The organism is Flavobacterium sp. 40-81, from assembly GCF_001898245.1.
GTDB classification, from domain to species: Bacteria; Bacteroidota; Bacteroidia; order Flavobacteriales; family Flavobacteriaceae; genus Flavobacterium; species Flavobacterium inviolabile.
The window spans coordinates 111,007-125,264 of sequence record NZ_MKTM01000041.1 but is presented as its reverse complement, the minus strand read 5'-3'; the positions used below and the strand labels follow the sequence as shown (position 1 = coordinate 125,264).

The window sequence follows — 14,258 nt, the reverse complement described above, 5'->3', positions numbered from 1 at the left end:
TTGTTAAAAAAAGGAACCCATGTATTTTTCATTTATAATTCCTGTTTACAACAGGCCTGATGAAATTGAAGAGCTGCTTAAAAGCTTAACAGAACAAAACTATCGCGAAGATTTTGAAGTTGTGGTTGTAGAAGACGGTTCTACAATACCCTGCGAGCACATTGTGAATGCCTATAAAGGGAAACTGTTTCTCTCCTATTATAACAAGCCGAATTCCGGTCCCGGTGATTCCAGGAACTACGGAATGCGGAAAGCTATCGGACAGTATTTTATTATTTTGGATTCCGATTGCATTTTGCCGGAAAATTACGTAACTTCAGTTGCTGAGAATCTGGAACGAAACTATGTGGACTGTTTCGGAGGTCCGGACAATGCGCTGGACTCTTTTTCCGATATTCAGAAAGCAATTAATTTTACAATGACCTCTTTCCTTACTACGGGAGGCGTTCGCGGCGGATCTGAAAAAATAGGCAAATTTCAGCCGCGCAGCTTTAATATGGGGCTTTCTAAAAAAGCATTTGAAGCTTCCGGCGGTTTTGGGAACATTCATCCCGGAGAAGACCCGGATTTGTCCATACGCTTATGGGAAATGGGTTTTCAAACCAAACTGTTTAAAGATTCGTATGTATATCATAAAAGAAGAATCGACTGGTCAAAGTTCTATAAACAGGTCAATAAATTTGGAAAAGCAAGGCCCATACTGGATTCCTGGTATCCGAAGTACCGGAAAATAACCTTTTGGTTTCCGTCTTTGTTTTGCCTGGGCTTTTTGGTTGCTTTGGGATTATATGCGTTTGGAATACCGGTATTGTTTCAGTTTTATGTGCTTTATATTGCCATACTGTTTTTGTCAGGAATCATTGAAAATGCCAGTTTAAAAATAGGATTTTTGTCCGTTATTGCCTTTTTTATCCAGTTTTATGGGTACGGAATGGGCTATTTTAAGTCATTTTTTAAAGTTATTTTGCTAAAACAGCAACCGGAAAAAGCATTTCCTGAATTATTCTTTAAAAAGTAAACGATGACAAAGATAATTGGACTTACAGGAGGTATCGGAAGTGGTAAATCGACCATAGCGGCTTATATCGCTGCTCAGGGAATTCCGGTATATATCGCTGATGATGAGGCAAGGAAAATTATGGAATTGCCCGAAATTATACATAAAGTTCAGGAAATTTTTGAAGTGAATGTTATTGAGAATGGAAAATTAAATCGCAAAAAAATTGCGGATCTGGTTTTTTCTGCGCCCAATTTATTAAAAAAACTGAATGAAATTATTCATCCTGCGGTTAATGAAAATTTTGGTATTTGGTTAAAAAACAACGAAAAACACCGTTATATTGTTAAAGAAGTTGCGATTCTTTTTGAAAGTGGCGGCTATAAAAAATGCGATAAAATTATACTGGTTACCGCTCCGGAAGTGGTTAGAATTGAGCGTGTTATGAGCAGGGACGGCGTGACAAAAGAACAGGTGCTGGACCGGATGAAAAACCAGTGGAAAGACGAAGATAAAGCCGTTTTGAGCGATTATATAGTTGTAAACACCGATTTGGCCACTGCTAAGAAAGATGTCGATAAAATTCTTAAAGAATTGAATAAAATTTAAAAACAGGTCAAGATGTTAATCTTTGGTTAATGTTTTTAAGCAATAAATGTTAAAATGTTAATTTTGTTTTGATGAATAAAACGAGATTCCTCTTATTGATAATATTGATGAGCCTATCGCTGGTAGGAATCATATTAGTACAATTATTCTGGATAAATACTTCTTATAAAAATAATGAAGAACAGTTTAAGTATCACGTACAACAAGTTATCGGTAGCGTAGCTAACAAACTACAGCAACAGGAGTATTTTGAGTTCTATGAAAAGTTCAATAAATTAAAGGATAGTATCGGTAAGGTACCGAGACAAAGCGATTTGTTAGAGTATTTCTATGTAAAACGCGACCCGAAAACAAATGAACAGATCATTTATTCGAATACTATCGTTTTAGAAGATTATAATTTAAATCGTTCGTTCTTTGATAAAAAATCGGATTCCGTTTCGCTGAAAAGTTTTGTAGCGAAACGAAAGACAGAAATTTACAATGGAAATGTAGTGGATAATTCTTCTTTTCAAAAAGCACCGATGCCGGATGTTACGATTGAAAAAGAAGGGAATCTGGACATTCTGGACAAAGCACAGTTTGAGATCTATTTCAAGGATATCGTCGGACTGAAACCCATTCAGGAGCGGGTATCGAAAGATAAACTGCAGCTGATGCTTCGCAATGAATTGAATCAATATGGGGTGAACACGCCTTTTGAGTTCGGGATTTACAGCAATATGCTGGCTACAAAAGTGAAATCGGAGAATTTTAATTACGATAAAAATTCAACCTACAGTATTCCGGTTTTCCCGGATAACGAAGGACAGAGCAAATATCAGCTTTTGCTGAGCTTTCCTCAAAAGAACAAGTTTCTTTTCTCGTCACTGGTCGGAATTACCTCACTGTCCATCATTTTTACACTGGTTATCATCGTGGCCTATTTTAGTGCCCTGAACCAGTTGATCAAACAAAAGCAGATTTCGGAAATTAAAACCGATTTTATCAACAACATGACCCATGAGTTTAAAACACCCATTGCAACGATTAACCTTGCTTTGGATGCGATTAAAAACCCAAAAATCATAGACGACAAAGAAAAAGTACAGCGATACCTGCAAATGATCAGGGATGAGAATAAAAGAATGCATGCCCAGGTTGAAAACGTACTGCGTATTTCGAAATTAGAAAAAAGAGAGTTGGAGATCAGTAAAGAGCCAACAGACGTTCATACTATAATTGAAGATGCTATCGAGCATGTTAACCTGATTGTTGAAGACCGTGGCGGTGTTATTAAAGAACACCTGAATGCAAAACGGACAACAATACTGCTGAACGATGTTCACTTTACGAATGTAATGGTTAACATACTGGACAATGCGATTAAATATTCGCCTGAGGCACCGATAATCGATGTTACAACAGAAAACGTAAAAGATTTTGTGTTGATTAAAATAAAAGACAACGGCGCCGGGATGAGTAAAGTCGCTCAAAAGAGAATTTTTGAAAAATTCTACCGCGAGCACACAGGCGATTTACATAATGTGAAAGGACACGGGCTGGGATTAGCCTATGTGAAAAGGATTATTGAAGACCATAACGGTCAGATATTTGTAGAAAGCGAAAAAGGTAAAGGAAGTACCTTTATAATTAAAATGCCACTAATAAATTAATGATATGGATACGACTAACAAAAAAATTCTTTTAGTAGAAGATGACCCCAATTTTGGAGCAGTGCTCAAAGATTACCTTTTAATAAACGATTTTGAAGTTACTTTAGCCAAAAATGGTATGGAAGGTTTCGAAAAATTCAAGAAAGATAATTTCGATTTATGCATTCTTGATGTGATGATGCCTTACAAAGATGGTTATACACTAGCGAGAGAAATCCGCGAAAAAAATAAAGAAGTGCCTATTATCTTTTTAACGGCAAAATCCATGAAAGAGGATGTGTTAAAAGGATACAAAGTAGGAGCAGATGATTATTTGAACAAACCTTTTGATTCGGAAGTATTGCTGATGAAAATCAAAGCAATTATCCAGCGTAAAGCATCGGAAGTTAAAACAGATAATACGAAGTTTGAATTTATCATCGGTAAATTCCATTTGAACTCAAAATTACGTTTCTTATCTTTCCAGAATGAGGAGCCGATCAAATTATCTCCAAAAGAGAATGAATTGCTTAAAATGCTTGCTTTGCATGAAAATGACTTAATGCCAAGAGAGTTAGCACTAACAAAAATCTGGAGAGACGACAATTACTTTACCTCAAGAAGTATGGACGTTTATATCGCCAAATTGCGTAAATACCTGAAACAGGACGAAGATGTTGAGATTCTGAACATCCACGGTGAAGGTTTCCGTTTGGTAATCAAAAATAAAGTTGCAGAATAACACCCTATCTACTCTGAAACAAAAAAGCTCCTGTAAAGGAGCTTTTTATATTTTTATGCTTTCCAGTCCAGCAATAAAGCAAAACTTACTTTATTGTCTTTGGTAACCGAAAAATATGTCTGATCTGCTTCCTGATCCCGGTGAATCGTTACCTGATCGTTTAAATTGAGCTCTCTCAGAAAATTCATTTCAAAACTTTTGAGGCCCTGTTTCAAGACCTGTCTGGCATCCAGGGTGTCAAGGCACCATTCCAGGTATTTCACATTGTTTACGTGATTAACGATATCCAGATCGGAGAGTACAATGGTCCGGTTGGTCACTTTTTCGGCTTCCCGGGTCACGTTAATCCGTGAAAAGCTGTGTTCGGTAGCGTGGCGGTCGGGATATTTTTCAAAATGCTCGTGCGGTAAAGCCAGCGCTTCCGCTTTTCTCAGTTTGGTATTAAAAACAGCCCAATAGGTGGTGGCACCGGCTATTTTTTTACCATTCAGGTACATTTCAATATTACGGATAGAGCGGGAGCCCTGTAAATCTTCAATCCATGTTTTTACGATTACCTTGTCCATCCATTTGGGTAAAGTATCGGTTATTTCCACGCGGATCCGGCTTAAAACCCAGGCCTGATCGTGTTCCTGCATGTCGTTAAAACTCAATCCGCCATGAATGGAATGCTCGGCGGCGGTTAGCTGCAGTATGTTACAAAGGTCTACATATTTCAGAAGCCCGTATGGAGTACATTGGGTAAAGTTGATCTCCCATTCGTGTTCATAAACGGAAGTAAAATCGGGTGCTATTGGCATGATTATGAATTTTGAATTTGCTGCTTCACATAATCGATAATGTTTTCGGGCGAAGCTTTAAAATCAAACCATTTTGCATTTTCCGTCCGTTTGAACCAGGTCATCTGACGTTTTGCGAAACGGCGTGTATTCTTTTTTATTTCTTCAACAGCAAAATCGAATGTGAAATCGCCGTCAAAGTAACTAAATAATTCGCGATAACCCACCGTTTGTAAAGCGTTTAACGCTTTATTTGCATAAAGCGATTTGGCTTCTTTTAAAAGCCCGGCCTGCAGCATGAGGTCAACTCTTTGGTTAATGCGGTCATACATGAGCTCCCTGTCGGCTTCCAGGCCAATCACTATAGGCGTGAAATTGCGGCTGTTTTTTTTCTGATTCAGGAAAGAAGAATAGGTCTTGCCGCTGCCAATGCAAACTTCCACAAAACGCATCATGCGCTGGGGATTTTGCAGGGTTTGCGGATTTTCCTGAAGGATTTTGGTATAATAGTCCGGGTCGCGTTGCTGTAACTCGTTTTGCAGGTATGTTATGCCGTGGTTTTCGAAGTTTTCCCGGATGTTCTCCCGAACGGAAGGAGCTATGTCCGGAAAATCATCAAAGCCTTTTAAAACGGCATTAACGTATAATCCGGAACCGCCAACCATAATCTGGATGTTGTTCTTCAGGAATAGTGTATCGAGTAAAGTAACGGCTTCCCTTTCGAAATCGCCCACCGTATAGTCGTCAAATACCGATTTGTTCTGGATAAAATGATGCGGTGCTGCCGCTAATTCTTCAGCAGAAGGCACGGCCGTCCCGATGGTCATTTCTTTAAAAAACTGACGGCTGTCGCAGGAAAGGATCTCACAGTTAAAATGCTTTGCGAGTGTAATGCTCAAAGCGGTTTTACCGATAGCGGTCGGACCGATTATGGTGATTAAATAGTTAGTCATTACTTAATTTTTCCCCGCAGTGATGACAATAGCGGGAGTCTTGATTATAAATTATAGTCGTACAGGAAGGACATACTTTTTTACCTTCCGTGTCGGTGGCATTTCTTTTGGCATTGGCAAACTCGGCCGTTACTATTCCGGTAGGAACCGCAATAATGCCGTAACCCATGATCATGATAAAGGCGGCAATAATCTGCCCTAAGGTTGTTACCGGGGCAATATCGCCGTAACCAACGGTCGTGAGCGTAACCACACACCAGTAAATGCTCACCGGAATGCTGGTAAAACCGCTTTCCGGACTTTCAATAACATACATGATGGCACCTAAAAGAATGGAAACCACCAGGATAAAATAGATAAAAACAATAATTTTGGTACGGCTGGCTTTTATGGCCAGTTTAAGCTGGGATTCCTGTCCGGTAAAATGCACCAGGTTTAAAATACCAAACAAACGCAGTAAACGCAAAGCCCTTACCACCGATAGTATTTTGGATCCCGGAATAAAAAAGGATAAATACATCGGTAAAATGGAAATCAGGTCGACCAGGCCGTAAAAACTGAAAATATATTTTAAGGGACGCTTGTTGCAAATGATCCGGAGGGCATATTCAATACTGAAAAAAACAGTAATAATCCATTCCGAAACCACGAGAAAAGTATGGTATTTGGCATCCAGTTTCTGTACCGATTCAAGCATGACCAAAAGGACGCTCAACAAAATCACACCCAAAAGTGCTAAGTCAAAAAGACGTCCGCCAAAAGTGTTGGAACCGTAAATAACAATATACGTTTTCTGCCTGAAAATGTCGTATTTGGTTTTTAATACCCTCATACTCGCACTGGATTTAAAAGGTGACTACTTTGCTAACTTTCTTTTTGCGCAGGTAATTCTGAATGATATTCCGGGTATCCCTGTTGTGCTGCATCGGGATAATGATCTTTTTAAGGATGTCAATATTGTTAATCTGGTAGTTAAGATCGTAAAAGCAATAGCCTTTGTAGATCCCGTTTTCAACTAAAATAGCACTTCTTTCATCAATGCTTCTTCCCCGGTCTACAATAACCATATTCTGATTCTGGAACTGGTGGTTGTTCAGGAAATCCTGAACCCTGACATTGTAATCGGCAGCAGCTTCTTTGCCAATGCAGGCACCGTGGCATTGCTTGATATCGTACTGAAAGCAGCCTTTTTTAGTGTCGTATAAACCGTTTATTTTCTGGCATAACTGGTATTCGGCAGTTATTTTATGCAAAAAATTCTTGCCTTCAACCAGCGTAGCAAAAGAAGTGACTTCTTTTTTGCGCCCGTCGGCTTTGGCGAGGCGTAAGGCCAGATAACCTTCCTCATTTTTTTCGGCATATAAAGCCCAGGGAAAAATTGTTTTTCGCTGTGATCTGTTGTAAACAGGCTTGTTTACTTTTATTTCCTCGCTTTCTTTTAGCAGCGCAACCAGTTCGTTTCCGGTTTCTTCAAAAGTAACCGCAAAAACTTCCTGCTGTATTCGTTTTGCTTTTCGCGAGGTTCCTGTAAAGTGCTGGTTAACGCGTTTTTTGATGTTTTTGCTTTTGCCGATATAAATAATGGTTCCGTCTTCGCGGTGAATATAATAGATACCGGTTTTGGCGGGAATCGCTTCCACGATGTCCAGTAATTTCGGAGAAATTCCGGTTTTTATTTCTTTTTTGACAAAGCTTGTAATAATTTCCTTTTTGACATCTTTTGCCAAAAGCATTTTAAAAAGCTTAACGGTTGCCATCGCATCTCCGGTGGCTCGGTGCCTGTCGGCAATAGGAATACCAAGGCTTCGCACCAGTTTTCCTAAACTATAGGAAGGCTGGTCCGGAATTAATTTTTTAGATAATTCAACGGTACAGATGGTATTGCTGTTGAAATCATATCCCAGGCGTCTGAATTCCGTACGCAGGATGCGGTAATCAAAAGAAGCATTATGGGCTACGATGATGCAATCCTGAGTGATTTCAATGATCCGCTTTGCAACTTCATAAAATTTAGGAGCAGAACGCAGCATAGCATTATTGATCCCGGTAAGTTTTACAACAAACGGCTGAATTGGTATTTCGGGATTAATAAGGCTGATAAACTGATCGACAACTTCATGTCCATCAAATTTATAGATGGCAATTTCCGTTATTCCTTCTTCGTTAAATTGCCCTCCGGTTGTCTCTATGTCTAATATAGCGTACAAATTCTGTTCTTAGTTTATAACGTTTTCTATTATCGCGTTCCAAAGATACTGCTTCCTATCCGAACCATGGTGCTTCCGCAGGCAATGGCGATTTTATAGTCGCCGGACATTCCCATGGACAATACCGATAGATCAAAATTGGCAGCGGTAATTCTTTTTGTGCTGTCAAAAATAGCTTTTAAATTTTGAAACTCCTTTTTTATTTGTGCTTCGCTGTCGGTAAAAGTGGCCATTCCCATTAATCCGATCACGCGAATGTGCTGTAATTCCTTAAATGTTTCCGACTGCAGCAACTCGTTTAACTCGTTTACATCCAGTCCGAATTTGCTTTCTTCCTCAGCGATATATATTTGCAGCAGGCAGTCGATAACACGGTCGTGTTTCTTGGCCTGTTTGTTGATTTCCTGTAATAATTTCAAGCTGTCTACTCCGTGAACAAGGGTCACATAAGAAGCCATATACTTGACTTTGTTGGACTGTACGTGACCAATCATGTGCCATTGAATATCTTTTGGCAGCTGTTCCCATTTTTCCGTCATTTCCTGGATCTTGTTTTCCCCGAAAATGCGCTGCCCGGCTTCATAGGCTTCCATCAGATCCGATACCGGTTTGGTTTTCGAAACCGCTACCAGGGTAACCGGTTCCGGAAGCGAATTTTTTATAGCGAGTAGGTTTTCTTTTATTGTCATTTGCTGTAACATTATAATTTACAAAGAATCGTTATATCTCATAAACAACCAGTCCGCTCCTGAACTTGGGTTCAATATAGGTGCTTTTTGGCGGCATGATCAGATTGGCATCGGCCAGATCCTTGATTTCCGAAATATTGGTAGGAAACAGCATAAAACCAATTTCAAATTCGCCGCTGTCTACCATTTCTTTAATGTTGGTGATTGATTTACTTCCGGCAATGTAGGCAATACGGTCGTCGGTACGCAAATCGTCAATCCCTAAAATCGGCTGTAAAACCGTTGTATATAAAATCTGGGCATCCAGTCCGGCAAGAGCATTATCAAAGGTAAAGTTTTCTTCCTTTAGTTTCAGGGTATAAAACTCCCCATCAAGATACATACCAAACTCAAATTTGTGCTTGGGTTTCCATAATTCCTGTTTCTTGCTTTTGATGACAAAATTGTCGGCTAATTTTTTAATAAAATCCTCTTTGGTATAACCGTTCAAATCGCGGATCAGGCGGTTGTATTCGTATATTTTTACATTACTGTCGGCAATTAAATAACTCATAAAGTAATTCAGGTTTTCATTGCCAGAATCTTTGTCCTGTTCGTATAATAACTCGGCAGAGGCAGAGCGGTGGTGGCCGTCTGCGATATAAAAATCGCCAACCGTCGCGAATTGCTCCTGCAGCCATTGAATCTCCTTTTCATCTGCAATTTTCCAAAGGGTGTGTTTTTCCTTGTTGGTTGTTGAGAACTCCAGTAAAGGACGTTCTGCGGTTTTGGACGTTATCCATTCGTTTAAAACGGAATTGTCCTGATAGGTCATCAAAACGGGTTCGGTATTGAATCCGGTCTGATGCAGGTAATCCTTAAACAGATCCACGCGGTATTGCAGCGTGTCTTCGTGTTTGCGGATATGATTTTGCTGGTAATCTTCTACCGAGGTTCCGGCCAGGATTCCGGTAAAAATGTGGTTTTTGGTTTCAATCCGGTAAACATACAATACAGCTGTTTCTTCCTGAACCAAAATGCCTTCTTTTTTAAAATCGGCATATTTATGGGCGACCATTTTAAAGCGTTTGTCAAATCCGATCTTTTGCTGGTTCACATAAGCCGGATTCAGGATATGCAAAAAAGAAAACGGATTGAATTCCAGGTAAGCCGCCAGTTCCGCAGCCCCATAATCGTCGTAGGAGCGGGAAGTAACCAGGCTTACTTTGTCTGCTGTGGGATGAACTGCTTTAAAAGGTTTTATTATCGCCATTTTGTGTTTAAATTAAAAATTGACAATTGATAACCTGCCGGATACCAATTGTCAATAGTGTATCGTTGTGATTATGCGAACATTTTCGCTACTTTCTCTGCTTTTTTGCTTTCCGAATAGTCATAGAATCCTTCTCCGGATTTCACACCTAATTTTCCTGCCATTACCATGTTTACCAATAAAGGACATGGGGCATATTTAGGATTTTTGAATCCGTCGTACATTACGTTTAAGATTGAAAGACAAACATCCAGACCGATAAAATCTGCTAATTGTAATGGTCCCATAGGGTGTGCCATTCCCAATTTCATAACGGTGTCGATTTCCTGTACGCCGGCCACACCGTTGTATAAGGTTTCGATGGATTCGTTAATCATCGGCATTAAAATTCTGTTGGCTACAAATCCCGGATAATCGTTTACTTCAACCGGTGTTTTTCCTAAAGCTACCGATAAATCCATAATGGTTTTGGTCACTTCGTCTGTAGTGTTGTAACCACGGATGATTTCTACCAGTTTCATGATAGGCACCGGGTTCATAAAGTGCATACCGATTACACGCTCCGGATTTTTAACCACAGAAGCGATTTGTGTAATGGAAATAGAAGAAGTATTGGACGCTAAAATGGTGTTTTCACCGCAAACTTCACTCAGTTGTTTGAAGATGTTTAGCTTTAAAGTTACATTTTCTGTAGCCGCTTCTACCACTAAATCAGCATTTACCACTCCGTCTGCAATGTCGGTATAGGTAATGATGTTTTCAATTGTTGCTTTTTTATCGGCTTCGGTAATGGTTCCTTTTGCAATCATTCGGTCTAAATTCCCAACGATTGTTGCCATTCCTTTTTCTAAAGATTTTTCAGAAATATCAATTAATAATACTTTAAAACCGCTTTGTGCAAAAGTATGCGCAATTCCGTTACCCATTGTTCCGGCTCCGATTACAGCTATGTTTTTCATTTTATGGTTGTTTTTTAATGTTTGTTATTATTCCGTTGGATAGTAATGTGTTCGGGATTACTATTGTATTGCCGGCATCATCCTGAATAATGGTATCGTGAAGGTTGACTTCCATAACCCGTCCGGATTTTCCCTGAAATTCAATATAATCGTTTACCCGGAACGGTTTGAAAATCAGTATGAAAATTCCGCCTACAATATTACTCAGAGCCTGCTGTGAGGCAAAACCGGCAATCAGGGTGGTTACACCTGCTCCGGCAAGTAATGAATGACCGTATGTTTTGGCAATTGGCAGTGTTAGTAAAGCCCATCCGAAACCGAAAAGATAGATGACCGCCGTTGCAAAATGTTTGAAAAAAACATAATTGGTAGGATCATTATCGATAATGCCGGATTTTTTAAGGATGAGTCTTTTCAGATACAAATTGAAAAAATACGAAAAAAGCAGGGTCGCTCCGCAAATTATAGCGAACCGAATCAGGGTTTCCGTATCGGATAATACTGTATCGATCATGTCCTGCTAGCTTAGTTACCAAAACAGTTGATAATCTGGTGGGCTACACGCAAAGCTTCCGTTCCGTCTTCCAACGTTACAATTGGTGTTGTATTGTTGTTGATGGCATCGGCAAATGTTTCCAATTCGTCTAAAATAGCATTGTTTTGTACTACAGACGGATTGTCGTAATAGATTTGTTTTTTAACTCCTTCTGCATTTTGTAAAATCATATCGAAATCACCCGGAATTTCCGGTGCATCTTTCATTTTTACCACTTCACATACTTTGTCCAGGTAATCCACAGAGATATAGGCATCTTTCTGGAAAAAACGGGCTTTACGCATGTTTTTCATCGAGATACGACTGGAAGTGACATTGGCCACACAGCCGTTTTCAAATTCAATACGGGCATTGGCAATATCCGGAGAATCACTAATTACCGATACACCGCTCGCACTGATGTTTTTTACCTTCGATTTCACGACGCTTAAAATAGCATCGATATCGTGGATCATTAAATCCAGCACCACCGGAACATCCGTACCGCGCGGGTTAAATTCGGCTAAACGGTGGGTTTCGATAAACATCGGATTTTCGATTTTATCTTTAACCGCTTTAAAAGCCGGATTAAAGCGTTCCACATGACCTACCTGACCTTTTACCTGGTATTTGTTTGCCAGTACAATGATTTCATTGGCTTCTTCCACGGTGTTTGCAATGGGTTTTTCCAGGAAAACATGCTTCCCGTTTTCAATGGCTTCTTTGGCACATTCAAAGTGGGAAAGGGTAGGCGTAACGATATCGACTACATCGACAGCGTTGATTAAAGCAGTTATAGAGTCGAATTTTGTATAACCAAATTCCTGAGCCACTTTTTCAGCATTCTCGGCATTCGGGTCATAGAATCCTATTAATTCGTATTTTTCAGATTGATTGAGTAATCGCAAATGTATTTTTCCAAGGTGACCGGCACCCAATACGCCAACTTTTAGCATGATTATCTATTTTCAACAAAAATAAACCATTTAGATTTAAAATCTTATATTTCAAATTCAAAAGTTGGATGATTTTTTAAAGCGAAATAGGCTGTTAATAATTTCAGATGATGGATTTCAAATTGTAAATTTGTTTGCTATTTTTACCGATAATTAATTGCCATAAAATTGAAAGATACTGCCAAACATCAAGGACTTCGTAATCAGTTAGTAACCGTTTTACAACAGAAAGGTATCACGGACAGAAACGTATTGGATGCCATCAAGAAAATTCCGAGACACTTATTTTTAAACTCCAGTTTTGAAGATTTTGCCTATCAGGACAAAGCTTTCCCGATTGGTGCCGGGCAGACGATTTCGCAGCCCTATACGGTAGCTTTTCAGTCGGAATTATTACAGGTGAAAAAAGACGATAAGGTATTGGAGATCGGTACCGGTTCCGGCTATCAGACGGCTGTTTTGTGTACGATGGGTGCCAAAGTGTTCAGCGTGGAGCGTCAGAACGAACTGTTTAAAACCACTTCGTTATTGCTGCCGAAACTGGGAATGCGTCCGAAACATTTGTCGTTTGGCGACGGCTATAAAGGACTGCCTAATTTTGCACCTTTTGACAGTATTATCGTAACTGCCGGAGCGCCGTTTATTCCGCAGCCTTTAATGGCACAGTTAAAAATAGGCGGAAGGCTGGTAATTCCTTTGGGCGAAGACGTTCAGGTCATGACGCTGCTGATCCGCAAAAATGAAACACAGTTTGAAAAACACGAATTCGGCGATTTCCGTTTCGTGCCTTTACTGGAAGATAAAAACTAAAATATAGAAAACGCCCGATTAAGTATCGGGCGTTTTAATTTTGTACCAGTACGTTCAGGTAGCGTTCCAGGCTTTCTTTTTCGGCCAGGGCAATAAACACCAGTAAAGGTTCTTTGTCTTTGGTAAGCGCTGCCGTTTCGCATATTTTAGCAAACAGCATACGGTATTCCGGATTGCCTTTAATATTGGCAACTACAAAACCGTTTTGCAGTAAAATGAAGTTCATGAACAAACGGGCTACTTTTCCGTTTCCGTTAAGGAATGGCTGGATGGAAAGCAGCTGCTCCAGCATTTTGGCGGCTAATACCACCGGATGCAGTTTGTTTTTATTGGTTTCATACCACATAAAACTATCGGCGATTTGTTTCTGAATCAATGCCGGTGCCGGAGGAATATAGGCGCTTTCCGGCGTGTTCAGCACTTCGGTACGGTATTTTCCGGATGCTTCCGGATGAATACCCCTGATAATCATATTGTGGAGCGAGAAAAGATCTTTTTCAGACAGGGCGCCGTTTCGTTCAACAAGCTGTTTTAAATGGCGGATGGCTTCCTGATGGTTGATGGTTTCCAGGTGTTCACGCATGCTTTTTCCGGCTATGGTGAGGCCCTGGAAAAGAACTGCACTTGTTTCGTCCAGCGAAAGGGTGTTGCCTTCCAGCTGATTGCTTTCAAAGGTGTATTCCAGTTCCAGTATGCGGGTAACTTTTTCCGTTTCAAATTGCCGGAACCGGTCTGCTTTTTCTTTCAGATTGTCAATTTCATTCAGTAAAAGCTGAAGCCGTGCCGAAATGGGGTAGGCTTTTTGGAAAGCATTGAATTTGATCTCTTCTTCGGCAAGCTGAATGGCTTTCAGGGCATATTCGTCCTGTCCGATCTCGTAGAGGATCTTTTCTTTCAGCCATGCTACCAGCAGGGTTTCAAAATCGATTTCCAGTAAGGCAGCCAGTTTGGAGAGCTGTTCCCGTGTTGGTTTGCGCAGGCCGTTTTCGAATTTACTAATCAAAGCCTGGTCAATATGAAGCAATTGTGCCACTTCCCGTGTTTTGAGGCCTTTTTGTTCCCGTGCGTTTTTGAGAAGTGTTTTCATGGTTGTTGAATTTCATGACAATTTTAGTCATAAAATATCAATTTAGAAA

General features: G+C 40.0%; 15 protein-coding genes. 5 read left to right on the top strand and 10 right to left on the bottom strand.

All coding sequences use genetic code 11. The features are described from left to right. Nucleotides 1-19 precede the first annotated feature (19 nt). The 4 genes from BGO42_RS16240 to BGO42_RS16225 all read left to right on the top strand — a co-directional run bounded on the left by BGO42_RS16240 (nt 20) and on the right by BGO42_RS16225 (nt 3,982). Nucleotides 20-1,018: a glycosyltransferase family 2 protein gene (locus tag BGO42_RS16240; protein ID WP_177735608.1), complete on the top strand. Its 999-nt coding sequence runs from the start codon at nt 20-22 to the stop codon at nt 1,016-1,018. Between the two features lie 3 nt (nt 1,019-1,021). Beyond that, entirely contained in the window at nt 1,022-1,606 is a 585-nt protein-coding gene (gene coaE / locus BGO42_RS16235) for a dephospho-CoA kinase (protein WP_273243683.1), read from the top strand. Between the two features lie 71 nt (nt 1,607-1,677). Next, nucleotides 1,678-3,261: a sensor histidine kinase gene (locus tag BGO42_RS16230; RefSeq protein ID WP_177735604.1), complete on the top strand. Its 1,584-nt coding sequence runs from the start codon at nt 1,678-1,680 to the stop codon at nt 3,259-3,261. Between the two features lie 4 nt (nt 3,262-3,265). Continuing rightward, nucleotides 3,266-3,982 carry a response regulator transcription factor gene (locus tag BGO42_RS16225; protein ID WP_177735602.1) on the top strand — a complete coding sequence of 239 codons (717 nt, stop codon included), beginning with the start codon at nt 3,266-3,268 and terminating at the stop codon, nt 3,980-3,982. 53 nt (nt 3,983-4,035) lie between these two features. On the opposite strand, the gene BGO42_RS16220 is transcribed toward BGO42_RS16225, so the two are convergent. From BGO42_RS16220 to BGO42_RS16180, 9 genes are all read right to left on the bottom strand, one after another. Then, the gene (locus BGO42_RS16220; protein WP_177735600.1) at nt 4,036-4,782 is read right to left on the bottom strand and encodes an acyl-[acyl-carrier-protein] thioesterase; all 747 of its coding nucleotides are present in this window, start codon (nt 4,780-4,782) and stop codon (nt 4,036-4,038) included. Between the two features lie 2 nt (nt 4,783-4,784). Beyond that, nucleotides 4,785-5,714 (bottom strand): tRNA (adenosine(37)-N6)-dimethylallyltransferase MiaA, encoded by a 930-nt coding sequence (gene miaA / locus BGO42_RS16215; protein ID WP_273243679.1) that lies wholly within the window; start codon nt 5,712-5,714, stop codon nt 4,785-4,787. Continuing rightward, the gene (locus tag BGO42_RS16210) at nt 5,707-6,546 is read right to left on the bottom strand and encodes an ion transporter (protein ID WP_177735596.1); all 840 of its coding nucleotides are present in this window, start codon (nt 6,544-6,546) and stop codon (nt 5,707-5,709) included. Before BGO42_RS16210 ends, miaA begins: the two co-directional genes overlap by 8 nt. Nucleotides 6,547-6,559: 13 nt before the next feature. Next, a complete protein-coding gene (locus BGO42_RS16205; RefSeq protein WP_273243676.1) occupies nt 6,560-7,921 on the bottom strand; it encodes an exonuclease domain-containing protein in 1,362 nt (453 codons plus the stop codon). A gap of 29 nt (nt 7,922-7,950) precedes the next feature. Next, nucleotides 7,951-8,610, bottom strand: a complete 660-nt coding sequence (locus BGO42_RS16200; RefSeq protein ID WP_273243674.1) for a YggS family pyridoxal phosphate-dependent enzyme — start codon at nt 8,608-8,610, stop codon at nt 7,951-7,953. A 31-nt stretch (nt 8,611-8,641) separates the two neighbouring features. Further along, entirely contained in the window at nt 8,642-9,862 is a 1,221-nt protein-coding gene (locus BGO42_RS16195) for a DUF1015 domain-containing protein (protein WP_273243672.1), read from the bottom strand. A 71-nt stretch (nt 9,863-9,933) separates the two neighbouring features. Continuing rightward, complete coding sequence (locus BGO42_RS16190) at nt 9,934-10,821, bottom strand: 3-hydroxyacyl-CoA dehydrogenase family protein (protein WP_273243670.1); 888 nt, start codon at nt 10,819-10,821, stop codon at nt 9,934-9,936. A 1-nt stretch (nt 10,822) separates the two neighbouring features. Next, nucleotides 10,823-11,335: a mechanosensitive ion channel family protein gene (locus BGO42_RS16185; RefSeq protein ID WP_177735586.1), complete on the bottom strand. Its 513-nt coding sequence runs from the start codon at nt 11,333-11,335 to the stop codon at nt 10,823-10,825. Nucleotides 11,336-11,346: 11 nt separating this feature from the next. Continuing rightward, the gene (locus BGO42_RS16180; RefSeq protein ID WP_177735584.1) at nt 11,347-12,312 is read right to left on the bottom strand and encodes a Gfo/Idh/MocA family protein; all 966 of its coding nucleotides are present in this window, start codon (nt 12,310-12,312) and stop codon (nt 11,347-11,349) included. Between the two features lie 168 nt (nt 12,313-12,480). Here BGO42_RS16180 and BGO42_RS16175 point away from each other — a divergent pair, with 168 nt between their 5' ends. Then, on the top strand, nt 12,481-13,122 hold the full coding sequence (locus BGO42_RS16175) for a protein-L-isoaspartate(D-aspartate) O-methyltransferase (protein ID WP_177735582.1): 642 nt from the start codon (nt 12,481-12,483) through the stop codon (nt 13,120-13,122). A gap of 34 nt (nt 13,123-13,156) precedes the next feature. Here the strand turns inward: BGO42_RS16175 and BGO42_RS16170 are convergent, their stop codons facing one another. Beyond that, complete coding sequence (locus tag BGO42_RS16170; RefSeq protein WP_273243666.1) at nt 13,157-14,209, bottom strand: Fic family protein; 1,053 nt, start codon at nt 14,207-14,209, stop codon at nt 13,157-13,159. Nucleotides 14,210-14,258: the final 49 nt, after the last annotated feature.